At 30.8% G+C, this 16,130-nt stretch carries 17 protein-coding genes and 3 pseudogenes; 5 read left to right on the top strand and 15 right to left on the bottom strand.

Annotation, left to right across the window (positions count from 1 at the left end; translation table 11 throughout):
- Nucleotides 1–96 precede the first annotated feature (96 nt).
- From AC37UB_RS04390 to AC37UB_RS04380, 3 genes are all read right to left on the bottom strand, one after another.
- Entirely contained in the window at nucleotides 97–381 is a 285-nt protein-coding gene (locus tag AC37UB_RS04390; protein ID WP_490685384.1) for a sortase domain-containing protein, read from the bottom strand.
- 68 nt (nucleotides 382–449) lie between these two features.
- Nucleotides 450–1,235 carry a glutathione-dependent disulfide-bond oxidoreductase gene (gene yghU / locus AC37UB_RS04385; RefSeq protein ID WP_117972375.1) on the bottom strand — a complete coding sequence of 262 codons (786 nt, stop codon included), beginning with the start codon at nucleotides 1,233–1,235 and terminating at the stop codon, nucleotides 450–452.
- 86 nt (nucleotides 1,236–1,321) lie between these two features.
- Nucleotides 1,322–1,717 (bottom strand): DUF1722 domain-containing protein, encoded by a 396-nt coding sequence (locus tag AC37UB_RS04380; protein ID WP_117972374.1) that lies wholly within the window; start codon nucleotides 1,715–1,717, stop codon nucleotides 1,322–1,324.
- A gap of 87 nt (nucleotides 1,718–1,804) precedes the next feature.
- On the opposite strand from AC37UB_RS04380, the gene AC37UB_RS04375 reads away from it, so the two are divergent.
- The gene (locus tag AC37UB_RS04375) at nucleotides 1,805–1,939 is read left to right on the top strand and encodes a hypothetical protein (RefSeq protein ID WP_255424286.1); all 135 of its coding nucleotides are present in this window, start codon (nucleotides 1,805–1,807) and stop codon (nucleotides 1,937–1,939) included.
- 41 nt (nucleotides 1,940–1,980) lie between these two features.
- On the opposite strand, the gene AC37UB_RS04370 is transcribed toward AC37UB_RS04375, so the two are convergent.
- From AC37UB_RS04370 to AC37UB_RS04355, 4 genes are all read right to left on the bottom strand, one after another.
- On the bottom strand, nucleotides 1,981–2,598 hold the full coding sequence (locus AC37UB_RS04370) for a DUF3427 domain-containing protein (RefSeq protein WP_241699224.1): 618 nt from the start codon (nucleotides 2,596–2,598) through the stop codon (nucleotides 1,981–1,983).
- 105 nt (nucleotides 2,599–2,703) lie between these two features.
- A complete protein-coding gene (locus AC37UB_RS04365) occupies nucleotides 2,704–3,114 on the bottom strand; it encodes a response regulator transcription factor (RefSeq protein ID WP_233519165.1) in 411 nt (136 codons plus the stop codon).
- Between the two features lie 358 nt (nucleotides 3,115–3,472).
- A complete protein-coding gene (locus AC37UB_RS04360) occupies nucleotides 3,473–3,565 on the bottom strand; it encodes a histidine kinase dimerization/phospho-acceptor domain-containing protein (RefSeq protein ID WP_117972371.1) in 93 nt (30 codons plus the stop codon).
- Nucleotides 3,562–3,894: a hypothetical protein gene (locus tag AC37UB_RS04355; RefSeq protein ID WP_117972370.1), complete on the bottom strand. Its 333-nt coding sequence runs from the start codon at nucleotides 3,892–3,894 to the stop codon at nucleotides 3,562–3,564. The genes AC37UB_RS04360 and AC37UB_RS04355 overlap by 4 nt, the downstream gene beginning before the upstream one ends.
- A 311-nt stretch (nucleotides 3,895–4,205) precedes the next feature.
- Here AC37UB_RS04355 and AC37UB_RS04350 point away from each other — a divergent pair.
- A pseudogene (locus AC37UB_RS04350) lies at nucleotides 4,206–4,528 on the top strand (DUF4822 domain-containing protein); the annotation flags it as partial.
- 63 nt (nucleotides 4,529–4,591) lie between these two features.
- Here AC37UB_RS04350 and AC37UB_RS04345 read toward each other — a convergent pair.
- From AC37UB_RS04345 to AC37UB_RS04335, 3 genes and pseudogenes are all read right to left on the bottom strand, one after another.
- Nucleotides 4,592–5,384 (bottom strand): annotated as a pseudogene (locus AC37UB_RS04345) (transposase); the annotation flags it as partial.
- Between the two features lie 401 nt (nucleotides 5,385–5,785).
- Complete coding sequence (locus tag AC37UB_RS04340; RefSeq protein ID WP_241699223.1) at nucleotides 5,786–7,051, bottom strand: TIGR00341 family protein; 1,266 nt, start codon at nucleotides 7,049–7,051, stop codon at nucleotides 5,786–5,788.
- A 397-nt stretch (nucleotides 7,052–7,448) separates the two neighbouring features.
- Entirely contained in the window at nucleotides 7,449–7,547 is a 99-nt protein-coding gene (locus AC37UB_RS04335) for a type I toxin-antitoxin system Fst family toxin (RefSeq protein ID WP_490685383.1), read from the bottom strand.
- A gap of 148 nt (nucleotides 7,548–7,695) precedes the next feature.
- On the opposite strand from AC37UB_RS04335, the gene AC37UB_RS04330 reads away from it, so the two are divergent.
- The gene (locus tag AC37UB_RS04330; RefSeq protein WP_490685382.1) at nucleotides 7,696–8,055 is read left to right on the top strand and encodes a hypothetical protein; all 360 of its coding nucleotides are present in this window, start codon (nucleotides 7,696–7,698) and stop codon (nucleotides 8,053–8,055) included.
- Nucleotides 8,056–8,637: 582 nt separating this feature from the next.
- Nucleotides 8,638–9,564: a replication initiation protein gene (locus tag AC37UB_RS04325; RefSeq protein WP_490685381.1), complete on the top strand. Its 927-nt coding sequence runs from the start codon at nucleotides 8,638–8,640 to the stop codon at nucleotides 9,562–9,564.
- A 1,144-nt stretch (nucleotides 9,565–10,708) separates the two neighbouring features.
- Here the strand turns inward: AC37UB_RS04325 and AC37UB_RS04320 are convergent.
- The 4 genes from AC37UB_RS04320 to AC37UB_RS04305 form a co-directional block, all read right to left on the bottom strand.
- A complete protein-coding gene (locus AC37UB_RS04320) occupies nucleotides 10,709–12,826 on the bottom strand; it encodes a heavy metal translocating P-type ATPase (protein WP_490685380.1) in 2,118 nt (705 codons plus the stop codon).
- Nucleotides 12,819–13,181, bottom strand: a complete 363-nt coding sequence (locus AC37UB_RS04315; RefSeq protein WP_241699697.1) for an ArsR/SmtB family transcription factor — start codon at nucleotides 13,179–13,181, stop codon at nucleotides 12,819–12,821. Before AC37UB_RS04315 ends, AC37UB_RS04320 begins: the two co-directional genes overlap by 8 nt.
- Before the next feature lie 168 nt (nucleotides 13,182–13,349).
- The gene (fghA, locus tag AC37UB_RS04310) at nucleotides 13,350–14,195 is read right to left on the bottom strand and encodes an S-formylglutathione hydrolase (protein WP_241699696.1); all 846 of its coding nucleotides are present in this window, start codon (nucleotides 14,193–14,195) and stop codon (nucleotides 13,350–13,352) included.
- Between the two features lie 4 nt (nucleotides 14,196–14,199).
- Nucleotides 14,200–15,315 carry an S-(hydroxymethyl)glutathione dehydrogenase/class III alcohol dehydrogenase gene (locus AC37UB_RS04305; protein ID WP_241699695.1) on the bottom strand — a complete coding sequence of 372 codons (1,116 nt, stop codon included), beginning with the start codon at nucleotides 15,313–15,315 and terminating at the stop codon, nucleotides 14,200–14,202.
- A gap of 187 nt (nucleotides 15,316–15,502) precedes the next feature.
- Here AC37UB_RS04305 and AC37UB_RS04300 point away from each other — a divergent pair, with 187 nt between their 5' ends.
- Nucleotides 15,503–15,835, top strand: a complete 333-nt coding sequence (locus AC37UB_RS04300; protein WP_241699694.1) for a winged helix-turn-helix transcriptional regulator — start codon at nucleotides 15,503–15,505, stop codon at nucleotides 15,833–15,835.
- Nucleotides 15,836–15,944: 109 nt separating this feature from the next.
- Here the strand turns inward: AC37UB_RS04300 and AC37UB_RS04295 are convergent.
- Nucleotides 15,945–16,130: pseudogene (locus AC37UB_RS04295) on the bottom strand (hypothetical protein); the annotation flags it as partial.

The following is a 16,130-nucleotide window of genomic DNA, read 5'->3' as shown; positions in this document are numbered from 1 at the left end:
GATAGGTGTGATTAAACCTAATACCATTTCCAAAATATTGGATATATTTTTTGTTTTTTTACTCTGCTACTTCTTCCTTGTCTCATAAAATCCCCCTCATTTTTTATCCATTACTTTTATAATAGATTGATTCGTTTTTTCAGTAGGTATTTTCTTCAAAAAAGAGGCCTTCACCATAGAACGTCCTTCTCCTGTCTCATCACACGTTATTAACGTTAACTCGGAGTGATCATCATGATTTTCAATCACATGCACATCGGTAGCTTGAATATATGTCATATCATCAATTTTATATTTATAAACAGTTTCTAAGTCAGTCAAGCACTGTTTTACCTGGCTTGATGCTACTTTTACTAGGTAGCGCGGCAGCTTTTTTTGCAAAATTTAAATTTTCAACTAAATAACAAAAAAATCTTCTAACCAATCACAACAGTTAGAAGATTTTTCATTTAATCAATTGATTGGTACTCTACTGCCAATCCTCGTTTTACTCCAGGTCTTTTAGCGATTCGATTCGTCCATTCAATTAAATTAGTATAACTAGAAATATCTAAAAATTCTGCAGATCCCTCATAAAGTTTACCTAATACAAGTTGACCATACCATGACCAAATAGCAATATCTGCAATAGTATAATTTTCTCCAGCAATATAAGATCTATCAGCTAAAACCTTGTCTAGTAAATCTAATTGTCTTTTTGTTTCCATTGTATATCGATCAATTGGGTATTTTAACTTTTCAGGAGCATAGTGAAAGAAATGGCCAAATCCACCACCAACAAAAGGTCCAGCCCCTACCTGCCAAAATAGCCAATTAAGCGTTTCTGTTCTTTCATGTATATTTGATGGTAAAAATTTCCCGAATTTTTCAGCTAGATAAACTAAAATAGAGCCTGACTCAAATACATCCACTCGTGGAGTTTGACTTTGATCAACCATTGCTGGAATTTTAGAGTTTGGATTAATTGAGACAAAATCAGATCCAAACTGATCTCCTTCACCTATATTAATTTTGTATAAGTCGTAATCTGCCCCTGTCACTCCTAATTCTTTCAATTCTTCAAATAGGATAGTAACCTTCACGCCATTAGGTGTTCCTAATGAATACACTTGAAATGGTGCTGTTCCAATTGGCAAAGTTTGATCAAATCGACTTCCTGCTGTTGGTCGATTGCCACCTCTATTGGTATTTTCATCGTCCCATTGCCAAATGTTTGGTAATTGATAGTCTGTCATAGTATCACTCCTTACTCTTATTTTATGTTTATGATAGCACTTATAAAAAAAAACTGTCCAACATTTCGTTTTTACTTTACATTTATCTAGCTAGATGACAGTCCCCATTTTATATTCAATAAATAGGTTTGATGATACTTTTGACTTAACTCTTTTAAAAAATTTTCTAATTCTTTACTTTTTAAAGGTGTTGTTTCAATTAGATCTTTGTATCTATTTTTTTCCTCAACTGTTGCAATCTTTTTAAAATATCCCCAAATATGTTGGTAAGTAACTGTCAGGGTTTTGTCTGTTGGTTGATAATCCTCTAATTCAGATAATGTGTTTGTATATTGGGCATGTTTTTCTTGAGTCCATTGATTGCCTTTAGCTAGTAAACGGATATCATTGTATGCCTGTTGTGAACGAGACATCACCCAATATTTATGTTTAGTCCATGATGTTTGAAATTCTTTTAATAATTGCTTATCTGTCTGCTCCATATAATCCTCCTATCTTTCCATTGGTTTTCCTTATATATTAAGGTATATTATAAATGCAAAGACAAATCAATTAAAAGAGGTGATTCTATGGGAAAATATCAATTAGATCAAAAAGGAAAAGTCGCTGTTTCTAAGTATCATGAAAAACAAACACCAAATAAAGTTGACAAAAAAGAACAACTTGCTAAATTACGTGAGAGTTACATGAAGAAAAAGAAATGAAAACAAGTAGCCAATTTTCAGGCTACTTGTTTTCATTTATACTAATCTAAATTACCCGTTAAAAATTCATACATGTTAGGTTCGACTCTATTTTTTAACAAAAAATCCATTTCAACAACATTTTTTAATGTATTATCAGATGTTGGCTTTTTGTTCTGTTCAATTGTTTCAATGATAGGATTCATTTCTCCAACATAATAAACATCTGTTTCTCTGTCTTGTTGATTGTATTTACGCTTTATAAATAAATGAATCGTCCAGTTTTCTGAATCTCTTAATATTGTTACTACTGGAGAATCTATGGTTCTAGAAGGTTTAGTAAACCAATGGAATGTCTGTTCATCAATAAATACTTCTTCATAGGCCATTAAAGATGCTTTGGACTCTTTTCCTTTGGCTAGTGCGACAAATATAACAAACTGATTATTATTATAGGCGTATCCACCAATCCCTTGTTCATTTTGATTAAATTTCATATTTAACAATCTTAATACATCTTTACGTCGATATTTAGAATACAATTGTAAGCTGTCTGGCATACCTTTCGACTCTAATTTTTTTAATCCTGTATCAATAACATCTTTCAAAAACAAAATAAATGAATCATTTTTCTTTGCCTCTTTAAAAAATAATGTTAGTTCTAATCCTTTAATTTCCATGATTCGTCATCCCCTAGCTATACTTTTATATTAGCCTGTTTCATTTCATAAAATAGGTCTAATGCTGGATGCAAATAAGTAATTTATGGACTAGGCTAACAATGGTTATATATTAAATCGATTCCCACTTCCCCAAATCATTTCAAATAATTTTTCTTTACTCCAAACAATATTAGGATATGTCACTAGGAAAAGTAATAAAGAACATGCTTTAGTTGTAAAGATGACCTCTTCATTATTAATAAAGACTTTTCTATCAGATGACTCAATGGAAACATTAGCAATTTTTATCAGAACTTTTTCTGAAGATGCTTGTTTAGTTAACTTATAAAAACGTGATAAATGTGCTTTAACCCGGGTAATTAACTCATTTGGACTAAATGGTTTAATCATATATTCTACAATACTTAAACCTAAACCTGCCCCTTTTGTAAAAGGGGTTCTCGACTTATCCCCTCGATAAAATCTTTGAAATACTTTATTAACTTGTTCTTGTGTCATTATCCCATCATCTATTACTTCAATTATGACAGATTGTTCTGTGTTAATTAAAGAAAGACTGATCTTAGATATTTTTTTGTTGAATCCAAAAATTTCAAACTATTTTGAATAATATTGGTCAATGCACGATGAAATTGAATGGTATATATATCATAATAAATCGCTTCTTCGGATAAATTTACCGTCCATTCTACCTTCTCATCAACTAAATAATCTTCCATAAGTTCTTGTATAAAGTTAGTTAAGTTAACTCGATCGTAATGAAAAAGAACAGCATCCATATTAAATTTTGACTATAAAAATAATGCTTCAATTAATTCATTTAAACTTTGAGACTTTTTATAGATGGTTTGTAAATAGCGTTGCTTTTTTCCTATGTATTGGATACACCATCTAACATTCCTTCAACATATCCTATAATAGAAGTGATGGGTGTTTTTAAATCATGTGAGATGTTAGTAATCAATTCTTTACGATTATCTTCGTACTATTCACTGATTTTTTTGCTCTTTCTAACTCTATCCACATATTTTTAAAACTAATCTGTAAATGTTCAACTTCTTTCGCAATATTCTTATCAGGAAACTGTTCAATCATATTAGGTAAGCTATCCGATTCTTGAACGGAAAAAGTTGTCTCTTCTAAATGTTTAATCGGTTGAATAATCGGTTTTTTCAAGCGTTGAATAATTAAAGAAGCCAACAATACTGCTACAAGGATAATAAAAATAACTAACCACACGCCCCATTTAGTAAAAAATTCCAATAAATTACTTTCTCGCTTTAAAATAATCATGCTACCATATTTTCCATCCTTATATAAAAAATCCGATTTAATATAGTGGTACACCCACCTAGCATTATCTAATGTCTCAATCGGTTCAAAATTATTGATTCCATAATTAGGGGCATGACCTTTAATCGATTTTTCAACTAAACCATCTAAATAATAAGAAAACTAGATACTTTATTATTTGCAACAGCGTTAACCGGTACTATTCTTACGGGATGTTCAACAAATAGCCAGACGACAACACCTAGTGAGTCTGCCTCATCACAATCAAGTACAACAACTGATTCTTCCCAAAAAGAAGACTTAAAAAAGAAGACTTAATAAGAGAAAATAGCATGTTTATTAGTTTAGCAAAAGTCGATGTAACCCATAATAAAAATGACTTTTTCGATCTTAATACAAGGAAACCAAAAGGAGACTTTGGTTACTTTAACATCATTGATCACAATAAATGACGTGCTCATGTCTCAATCGGAGAAAATAAATACGGTGCTGTGTTAGAACTAACAGAATTAAATGACAAAAATTTACTTACAAACGTACTGGTAAAGATAAAGATGATAAAGAAGTAACGGTCTTTGTAGAACACGCTCCTTATTCTGAGGAATATAATCTAAGCATTACGTTTGATTCATAAGATAAATTAACAAAAAGTCTCAAGATCTTAATAAAGACCTTGAGACTTCAGAGTGAAATGACTTTTTAATTTATTGTAAATAGAGATAAAAGTACGACTATCATGTTGATTACCTGGATGCGTTGTATATCCTAAAACCCATCCGTTTTTATCACATGCCACTTGTGTGGCATAGGCAAAGACTTGTTTATGTTCTCCTTTATGACACTGTCAGCATCGTTTTTACTAATTTTTTTAACCTTTGTATTTGTCTCAATTTTTTCTTTTTAAGGGCTTTTTTAATTGTTTTTCTCTATCTATTTCAACTTCCTATTTCAACTTCTTTTTGAAGTGATTTTACATAAAATAATTTGTCTTCAGTTATTTCTTTGTTTTCATACTTTTTATTATTTGCATGTGCTTTAATATGAGTCCCATAAATAAATACCTCAGACGTATCAACTAAATGAACTTCTATACACTGCGCTAAAATACCATAAAAAATTTGTTCAAAGATATCTGTTCCTTTAAATCTTCTTGAGTCATTTTTACCAAAAGTCGAAAAGTGAGGGACTGAGTCTTGGATATCTAAACCTAAAAACCATCTGTAAGCCATATTTACTTCGACTTCTTAAATCGTTTGTCTCATGCTCTTAATTCCGTATAAGTATTGCATCAAGGGAAGTTTGATTAACATAACTGGATCTAAACTAGGTCGTCCATTAGACTGATCATATTTATCCTCAACAAGTTGATAAATAAAACTAAAATTGACGTATTTATCAATATCTCTTAAAAGATGTTCCTGTGGAACTAAGTCTTCTAATGAATAAAAACCTATTTGATTGCGTTTACTCATATCTTGCTTTTTCAACATTAATAGTCACTTCTTTCCTCTATTTTACCAAAAAAAAAGACAAAGTATCGAAATTTATCAATACTTTGTCTACAGTCTGAAAGCCCTCATCATTCTGAGGGCTTTTTTTAGCTAGTAATAATATTTATTTAGTCAACAGTACGGTAAAACTCTTAATCAATCAAAACGGCTACCAGAATTTTTGTTAAAATAACCTATTTTTCATTTTTTAAAGGTGTTTAATTCAACAATTTTGCATATTAACATGCCTATACTTTATTTATATTTTAGTTTGATAGGATTTACAAAATATTGGATGAATATAAGTCTGAATAATAATTTGTCAACAGATACACAAAAATAGACTTCCTCTTGTCAACTTTTCTTGACTAACTCATAGCCATTTTCAATCTTCGCTTTATCTAATTTCCATCTTCCTTAAATACTATTGATAAATTGTCTATCTTATTATTATAAGTATCTAAAACATAGCTTTCTATGTCACTTTCTAAACTCTTCGTAAGATTGGATTTAAGCTCTATGGTTAACACGTTTTTAATTTGTTTTTCATTACTAGCTACTTCTGAATTCATATATAATTTTTTAATATCAAGTGGAAAGTTTGTTTTTATTATTTTGTTTTTTTCAATAATGAAGTCCTCTAGAGTCTGGGGGTCTTCCTTGACGGACGGTCTCACAGAAGTTTCTGAGTCAATCAGCTGTCGAATTAAATGTTCTAATTCTTTTCCAGATAAACTATCTGTTTCAGTAATTTGTTTAATATTTAAATCCATATTACCTAGATGATACTCTGGTAATTTATTCTGTAAACTTTGTAATTTAGTATCATTGATACTTGTATCTGATAATGTTAAATGAATTGTCTTTTTTTCTTTTGAGATTTTCTTTTCTAAAATCAGTGAGTCTTTTAATTCACTTTCAATAAATCGATTTAAATTATTTTCATTTAATGAATCTTTGACCATTGACGAAGCCGTATAAATACTAGGTATAATGATAATAATCGTCAAGATAATGAACATTGTATTTGTTGATTTCTTTTTTATTGAATCAATCTGCTTATCATGTTTTGCTTCAAAAATATAAACAGTTATAAATGTCGAAAGACTGATGAAAAAGATATTAATAACAAACAAATAGAACGCACCAAAAATATAAGTCATACTCTGAATTGAAATAGCATATCCCAATGTACAAAGAGGCGGCATAAGTGCTGTAGCAATAGCAACTCCAGGAACAATATTATTAGCAGTTTTTTTCTTAAACCCTATTACACCAGCTACTCCTCCTGTAAAAGCAATCACAACATCCCAGATTGTAGGATTTGTTCTGGCTATTATTTCACTACTTGCATAAGTAAGTGGTGAGAAAGAAAAATATAGCGTTGAAACAACTAGACTGACAATTACTTGTAGCGCTAGTAAGGTTATTGATTTTCTTAAAATGGAAGTGTCTTGAAAAGCCAAACTAATTCCTATCCCTATCACAGAAGTCATTAGAGGAGAAATAAGCATTGCTCCTATAACAATTGGTGTCGAATTCATATTCAAACCAATAGATGCAATAAAAATAGAACAAATTAGAATAATAATATCCTCGATGTTAAAATGTAATTCACTATTAATTTTCACTAAAAATGGATTATCTTTTTTATTGTATGTATTCATGTTCTCATCCTTGTATATTATATTTAAGGTTTTTATCTTTCGATTTTTAGTAGGAAACCTTATGGACCTGTTGTTATTTATTAATCTATATTTTCTCAATTATTTGAGAAAATATAGATTAACGGATTGAGGGGTATGTTAAAAACTTATTTTGTATAACACTTATATCAAGTGGTTATAATAAGTATAACATCTTATTTTTAACTATGCATAACGTGATTTATGTTAATCAATTATGTATTTTGATTGAAATTTAAAACCATGATATAATAAAGGTGCGAAAACGTTAGAAGTTTCGAGTGCAAGTTTCATAGCACAAAAGCCCCAACCATTGCGAGTGGTTAGGGCTTTTTTTTTCGCTTTGCGACTAAGCGTGTGGGTTGATTAGCATTAGCCTTTAATTATCGTCTTGCTTTTCCAACCAGTAAGCAAACAGTTCAAGAACTGCCCCAACAATGATTGGTGCGATAATTAACATTAGAAGTTTTTCAACCATGCAAGTTTCACCTCCAAACCTATAATAGCTTTGGTAGGCTAAGTGCCATTAATTAATATAGCATAATTTTTCTAACATTTTATACTATCTTTTATGACCACAACAAAAGTGGTAGCATGTTGTTATGATTTGTTACAGGAGGTTTATGATGAAAAGTATTAAAGAAATGGCTGATATGCTTGATGTTTCAAAAATGACTGTATCAAGATACATCAAAACAATTGGTGCAACAGAAGTGACTAAAAATGGACAAACGTTACTGTATGATGATGCGGTTGTAAACCTTGTTATGAAAGGTTTATCTAAAGATAAAGACCAAAACGCCGAAACAAATGATGTTGCAGTTGATTTTAAAGCTCAATATATTAAAAGCCTTGAAGATTCTAATCATTTTTTGCAAAAGGAAGTAAAAGATAAAAATAAACAATTGATATCAAAAGATGAGCAGATTAATTCACTTCAAACAATTCTAAACCAACAACAACAATTACTACTTTACGAGCAATAAAAAAATACAAAACTACTAGAAGAAAATATAGATTCTAAAAAATGGTGGCAGTGGTAGAAATAAACTCGCTTTTTATTCTTGTCATTTACTACTGATTTCCACTCTAGGGTTGTTAGGGTTTACCCTGACCGTCTGAAAGACGTTTTACTTATCTGAATAAGGTTTTTAATCAAATGAGCGTAAATAGCTCTTTTTTTGCGTTTTAAGGCTGTTGAATGATTTCTTTGGAGAAATGGGTTAGGTTTTAGCAAAGGAGCGTAAAGCGACTGCTGCAAGTTCAATGTGAGAGTGGTTTTCTCTCACTCCTTTTTATATATTTTCATAGTACGCATAGATCATTTTAACAAAATAAAGAAAAAGTTTTGGTGGGAAAATATATCCCCTCTTTTATAATCTCTTTTAAACCTCTTTTAAACTTCTTTTAGACCTTGTTTAATCCTTACTCCCCCAATGGATACAGAATATTTATAAGTACATTTTGTCTGTTTATAAAGTACACTTTGTCTGTTTTAAGTCTTTACTTAAAGTACTTGAACTTGTAATATGTACTTTATAAATATTATATTAATGTGAGGTGCGTTTATGGTTAATGAATTAGTTAAACATCATACAGAATTAAATACTATTCCTTTGAGAAAGTTTACCCCTGTTCAAATGAATTTATTTTTTTCAATTATCTCTAGAATGCGTGATAAGGGGCAAAATAAAGTAACCTTCTCTTTTAGCCAACTTAAAGAATTAAGTGATTATAAAGCAACTGCCAATAATCGTTTTATTGATGACTTAGAAGAAACGTATGACAAATTAATGGATTTGAGATTTGGTCGTAGAAGCACCTCTGGTTTGAGACGTGAGCGTTTCGTTTTATTTAGCTCATTCGACATTAATGGAGAAGCAGATTCCCCTTATGCTGAAATTCAAATACATGAAAAAGCTATTCCTTTACTCAATGACTTAGACGAATGGGTTCGTTATTCTCTTCAACAGTTTAATGACCTACAAAGCAGTTATTCAAAAACCATGTTTCGATTGTTAAAACAATTTCGAACAACGGGCTATGCATATTTCTCTAAAGAAGATTTTTTTGAGCTTTTAGATATTCCTAAAAGTTATTTGAAAGAACCTGCTAATCTTGATAAAAGAGTCTTAAAGCCTATTAAAGACGAATTAACTCCATTATTTCGCGGTCTTACCATTCGTAAGAAATATGGTAAAGGACGTGGGAAACCTGTTGTTGGTTACCAATTTGCTTTTAAACCAGAAAATAAAAATGCTAATGACTTTTCTAAAGGAGAACGCGAAGACTTACGACAAAAAATATTTAATATCGAACACAATGGTGATCTTTCTCAAGAAGAAAAATGGGTCGCAAAAGATAAAGTATTAGGTTTAAAAATTGGCACACATGAGTCAGATTTTTACGCTCAGAAACAAAAAGAATTTGAAAAAATTGAAGAAGAAAAACTTCGAAAAGATATTTTAGATGATTTAAAAAGTGGTTTCCATTAATCAGAAAACTATTTCGAACAACACGACAAAGTAGAAAAACTTCTCCATACTTTTGGAAAAGTTTTTTATTTTTTTTTTTTGAAAAACTAATTTTTCAATTGAAATGATTTAGGATAATTCTTTTATTGATAAAAAATAGTGTATGTCAAAGGTGTGTCAAAGGTGGTTAAAAGGTGTATCAAAGGTGTGTTAAAGGTATGTCAAAGGTGGTTAAAAGGTGTGTTAAAGGTGTGTTAAAACAGTGCAAACGAGAAAAAATCATGTTATATCGGAAACGTTGATACTATCAACCCAACAGCTTGCCTGTTGGCAGTTTCCCTTATGCTCTTTAGACGTAAAATTGGCCAAAAGTAAGATGACGAATGATTGAATGACTCATCTATAAAAAAATAAGTCAAAGGAAATGACGTTTTAGATTTAAAAATCGACACACATGAGTTAAATTTTTACGTTCAAAAATAAAAAGACTTTGAAAAAGTTTAAAAAGAAATCGTTAGAAAAAATAGTTTGAATCATTTAAAAAGAGAATTCCGTTAATCAGAAAATTATTTTTTGACTTCAAAAAGTATCGAGCAGCGCGACAAAAAAAAGAAAAAAATTCTATCAATATGTGTAGAATTTTTTTCTTTTTTTGCGGTCTTAGGTGCCACCTAACAAGCTAAACAATTTTCAATTTTTGGGTTTGTACGTACAAACCCGTTGCTTGCCTTATTGATTTTTTGGCAACAATTGATTTTTAGTCTGATCACTTTTTGATTTTTTTGCCAAACTTTTTTTCAACACACGTAATTCTTTTCCATTTGTCACACCACTTTTTTTTTCAAAAAGGACAAAAATTTCCCTCTCTCTTTTTTTCTTTTTGTTCGCAGACTTTTAAAAATTTTTTTCCTTTTTTATTTTACTTGGTGACATCTTTTTTATTTTTTTTCATCTAATCAATCAACAAAAAATAACACGAAACAAAAAAAATGATTGGGTGTCTTTCACTATCTCGAAAAAAAAAGAATCGCCACTTGATGGGATTCTTTTTTGACTGTTTATGTAGACCAATTGGCATTCACAATCTCGCGAACTGAATCCGTTGGTAGGTGTGATACTTCTTAAAATGGTGATTATGTTAATCAACGAGATAAATAACTATTTCTTACTTCTGTTTCATCAATCTCAATCCATTAAGTGTTACTAATAAAGTTGCTCCCATATCTGCAACAATAGCAATCCAAAGTGATAACCATCCTGGAATAATTAGCAATAAAGCTAAGAATTTAATGCTTAAAGAGAAAGTAATATTTTGTTTTATAATTTTTAATGTTTTTCGACTAAGATTAACAATAAACGGTAACTTTTGTAAATCATCACCCATTAAGGCAACATCAGCTGTTTCTAAAGCAGTGTCCGTTCCAGCCCCACCCATTGCAATCCCAACAGTTGCTGATGCTAACGCAGGAGCATCATTTACTCCGTCTCCTACCATAGCCACTTTTCCATACTTTTCTTTAAGCTCTTTAATATACTCTAACTTATCTTGTGGCATTAAATCACCTTTAATGTCTGTCACACCAACTTGTTCTCCAATTGATTTAGCTGTTCTGATATTGTCACCAGTTAACATAATTGTATGTTCAATACCTAACTGATGAAGCTTAGCGATTACTTCTGAACTTGACTTTCTTAATTCATCAGCAACTGCGATAATTGCCAAAATATTTTGTGCTGTTCCAAAAATCATGACGGTTTTTCCTTGCTCTTGTAACTTCTCATAATTTTTCATGACACTAGCTTGCCTAATTAATTCTGAATCAAATAATTTAGGACTTCCAACAAAATAAGTTGTACCTTGATAATCACCTTTAATTCCTTTACCAGTTACTGATTTAAAATTCATAATATCGATCATTTGATAGTTTGACTCTCTTCTATCAGCTTCTTTAAGAATGGCTGAAGCTAAAGGATGTTGAGAAAGTATTTCTAACGCTGAAATGATAGATAAGTACTGATTTTCTTGATTTGTGTCACTTACAACAAAGTCTGTTACAGAAGGCGTTCCTTTGGTTAAAGTCCCTGTTTTATCAAAAGCGATTGCTTTTAATCCTCCGATTTCTTCGAGATAAATACCTCCTTTTACCAGCACACCATTTTTAGCTGAATTTCCAATAGCTGAAACGATTGAAACAGGTGTTGAGATAACTAATGAACAAGGACAACCAACTACTAATAGTGATAAACCCTGGTACAACCACTTATTCCAATCACCACCAAAAAACAATGGTGGAATAATGATAATTAAAGCCGAAATAGCCATGATAGAAGGGGTATAGTATTTAGCAAAGTTATCAACGAATGCTTGTGCAGGTGCTCGTTCTCCTTGTGCTTCTTCCACTAAATGAATGATTTTAGCAATGGTTGTATCATTAACATGTTTAGTCACTTCCACTTCTAAAATCCCCTCTCCATTTAAAGTACCTGCAAAAATTTCGTCCTTATTTTGTTTTTCAATTGGAACAGACTCACCCGTTATTGCTGCTTGATTAACAGCAGAATGTCCTTTAATGACTACCCCATCCATAGCTATTTTTTGCCCTGGTTTAATAACCATAATATCTCCTATTTGAATATCAGAAACATTTATCATTTTTTCTTCGTTATTTCTTCTAATCAAAGCTTCTTTTGGTGCTATATCCATTAACGAACGAATAGATTGTCTTGCTTTATCCATTGAAAATCGTTCAAGGGCTTCACTAACAGCGAATAAGATAACTACAATAGAACCTTCAGCCCATTCACCTATAATTGATGCGCCTATAATTGCTATTGTCATTAAAACTTCCATTGAAAAGTTTAATTTAAGTAAATCCTTAATTCCTTCTGTAAATAAACTAAATCCACCAATAACGATAGCTGATATAAATAAGCTTTTAGTTATGATATCATTCTCGCCTACAGTAGCTCTAAAATAAAAAGCTATGGCTATTAATATTACTGAAATAACTAATGTCCAATTACGTTTCAAGAAAGAATCTTTCTGTTCCCCTTCAGATTCTTGATTGTCCTCATCTTGAATAATTAGATTTTCAAAAGCTCCAGCAGACTTAATTTCTTGAATGGAAGATGTTCCCTCAACTTTAATTTTTCCAGCACCAAAGTTTACTTTTGCATCTGTTACACCTTCAATACTTTTAACATTTTTTTCAAATTTAGCAGCACAATTCGTACAGCTTAATCCCTCTACTCGATATGTTTTACTAGAAGTTTCTTTACTCATATCTATCACCCTTTTCTAGTTGTTTTCCAAAATTTATCAATTCAACAATCCTATCATCAGAACTAAAATAATAAACTAATTTGCCTATTTTTTTACTATCTACAACACCTAATTTTTTTAATGATTGCAAATGATGTGATGTATTTGCCATAGTTGCTCCAATAATATTGGCTACGTCACATACACATAGTTGATCTTCATAAGCTAAAGCATGTAATATTTTGAATCTATTTTCATCTGATAAAATTTTAAATAAAGAACTTAGATCTTTGCTATTAGTATTTTTTAATCTCTCTTTTGAATTAGTTACTTGCTCCTCATGAATACAAGTAATCTCACATATTTCATTTGTCACGTTTATTCCTCCAAAATCACTCATTCAAGTTCATACTTGATTATATATAAACAGATTGTAATAATCAAGTACAAGTTTGATTGTATTTGATTTCACTAGGTATAATTTGATTTATGTTAACTCTACAAAATACTTAAAGCCTTCAGTATAATTCTGAAGGCTTTCCTTTTATATTTTTTTTAATTCTCTTAAATGAAATTTAATATGACTTTCAATAAATGTTGCTATAGTAAAATAACTATGATCATAACCTATTTCTCTTTTATATGTTACGTCTCTATCAACATTTTTAGCAGCAGATAAAAATGCCTCTTCATCTAATTGTAACTCATAGAAGTTATCATCTGTACCTTGTGTTATTAATATCGGAACATTATTTTTGGTTGATTTTTTTATAATTTCTGTAGCATCCCATTCTTTCCATGCTGACTTATCATTTCCTAAATAAGAGGAGAAGGCTTTTTTCCCCCAAGGAACGTTGCTTGGATTAGATATTGGAGCAAATGCTGAGATAGAAACAAATCGGTTTGGATTTCTTAGCCCAAGTACTAATGCACCATGACCTCCCATTGAATGTCCCATAATGCTTTCTTTTCCTGAGAAATTTGGAATTAAAGTGTACACAATTTCAGGAAGTTCTTTAGTTAGATAATCATACATTTGAAAATTTTCTTTCCATGGTTCTAAAGTAGCATTTATATAAAAACTAGCTCCCTGTCCTAAATCCCAGTCATCACTATCAGCAACATTGCCTCTAGGTGATGTATCTGGCATAATAAATGCAACGTTTTGCTCAGAAGCATATTTCTGAAATGCTCCTTTTTGACTAAAATTATCATCTGTACAAGTTAAACCTGCCAACCACCAAATAAGTGGAACTGTTTCAGTTTCTGATTTAGATTCTGGTAAAAATAAACTAAATATCATTTCACATTTCAAAATTTTTGAAGTATGCTGATATTTAATTTGCTTTCCACCAAAAGAAGTATGAATTTCCAATATTTTCAAGTCCATACATCTAATCTCCATAAGTTAACATAGTTCGAATTGATTCACCGTTATGCAGTAACTTAAATGATTCATTAATTTGTGAGAAACTTAGTCTATGTGTAATAAACGAATCTAAATCAATCTTTCCATCCATAAATTCTTCAACCATGCCAGGTAATTGGGTTCGACCTTTCACTCCTCCAAAAGCAGAGCCTTTCCATACACGTCCTGTTACTAATTGGAATGGGCGCGTGTGAATCTCTTTTCCTGCTCCAGCAACTCCAATAATAATACTCTCTCCCCATCCTTTATGGCATGATTCTAATGCAGATCGCATTACTTCAACATTTCCAATGCATTCGAAACTATAGTCTACACCTCCATCTGTCATTTCAACTATTACTTCTTGTATTGATTTTTCATAATCTTTAGGATTTACAAAGTCAGTAGCTCCCATCTTTTTCGCTAATTCCCATTTATCAGGATTCGTATCGACTGCAATAATACATTGAGCATTAACTTTCTTTAAACCTTGAATAACTGCAAGACCAATAGCTCCTAAACCAAATACAGCAGTAATAGCCCCTTCTTCGACTTTTGCTGTATTTTCAACTGCACCTATACCTGTTGTAACACCACAACCTAGCAATCCAACTTTTTCTAATGGTGCATTTTCATTTATTTTCACTAAATTAATTTCGTTTACTACTGTATACTCACTAAAAGTACTGGTACCCATGTAATGATAAATTGGTTCACCGTTATATGAAAAACGAGTTGTACCATCAGGCATTACTCCTTTTCCTTGTGATTCTCTTACAGCAGAACATAAATTTGTTTTTCCAGATAAACAAAATTTACATTTACCACATTCTGCTGTGTATAAAGGTATAACGTGATCTCCTTCTTTAACTGATGTAACACCAGAACCAACTTTTACAACGACTCCAGCTCCCTCATGTCCTAACACAACAGGAAATACACCTTCAGGATCTTCACCTGATAAAGTATAAGCATCTGTATGGCAGACAGATGTATACAATATTTTAACCATAACTTCATTTTCTTTTGGATCTTCCACATCAATCTCTACAATTTCTAATGGTCTATTTGGACCAAATGCAACAGCAGCTCTACTTTTCATAACTATTCTCCATCCATTTTCATAATTAGATTACTCATCTATCTTATTTATTAAAATCCTTTTTGTACGTTATTGCTTATTATATAAACAATGACAAAAAAAGCAATACTGATGTTTTTGACACTATAGATTTTAATTGATATAATTTCTAAAAATATAAATCAAAAACAATAATGAGGTTCCTTTTATGTATAATTACAATGAAAAATATTTTGTCAATACTAAGGATTTAGCTATGTCTGTTATTGGCGGAAAATATAAAATAGCAATTGTCTGGTCTTTGTTACAAAAACCTATATTACGATTAAGCGAAATAGAAAAGATGCTGCCAGATATTAATCAAAGAATGATTATTAGGCAGTTACGTGAACTAGAAAAAGACAACATAGTTAAACGAACTGTATACCCTGTAGTTCCTCCAAAAGTTGAATACCAACTAACAGATATTGGAATGGAATTATTACCAATAGTCGATAATATATGTGCATGGGGTGATAAGTTTTGGAATAGTATTAAGTAATAAAAAAATATGTAAACAATGGATTTTGATTGTTATTTAGAATCATGATATAATAAATATGCGAAAACAAGAAGATTTGCTAGTATATCTAGCACAAAAGCCACTACCTTTACAGAGGTAGTGGCTTCAGAGTGAAGACAAACCAATTACTCATTAAGAGTAATTGGTTTGTCTTTTTTATATTCTATGATTAATGTAGGTAAAAAATTAAAAATAGAGCCCTCTAGGTCTCTTAATTTAAGCATTTTTGCTAATTTTTTTATATTAAGACATGCGAAAGTAAGCCCAATTTTCA

This window comes from Vagococcus changpingensis, assembly GCF_058211775.1.
The sequence above is the reverse complement of the archived record's forward strand: the minus strand, read 5'-3'. Positions and strand labels throughout refer to the sequence as shown.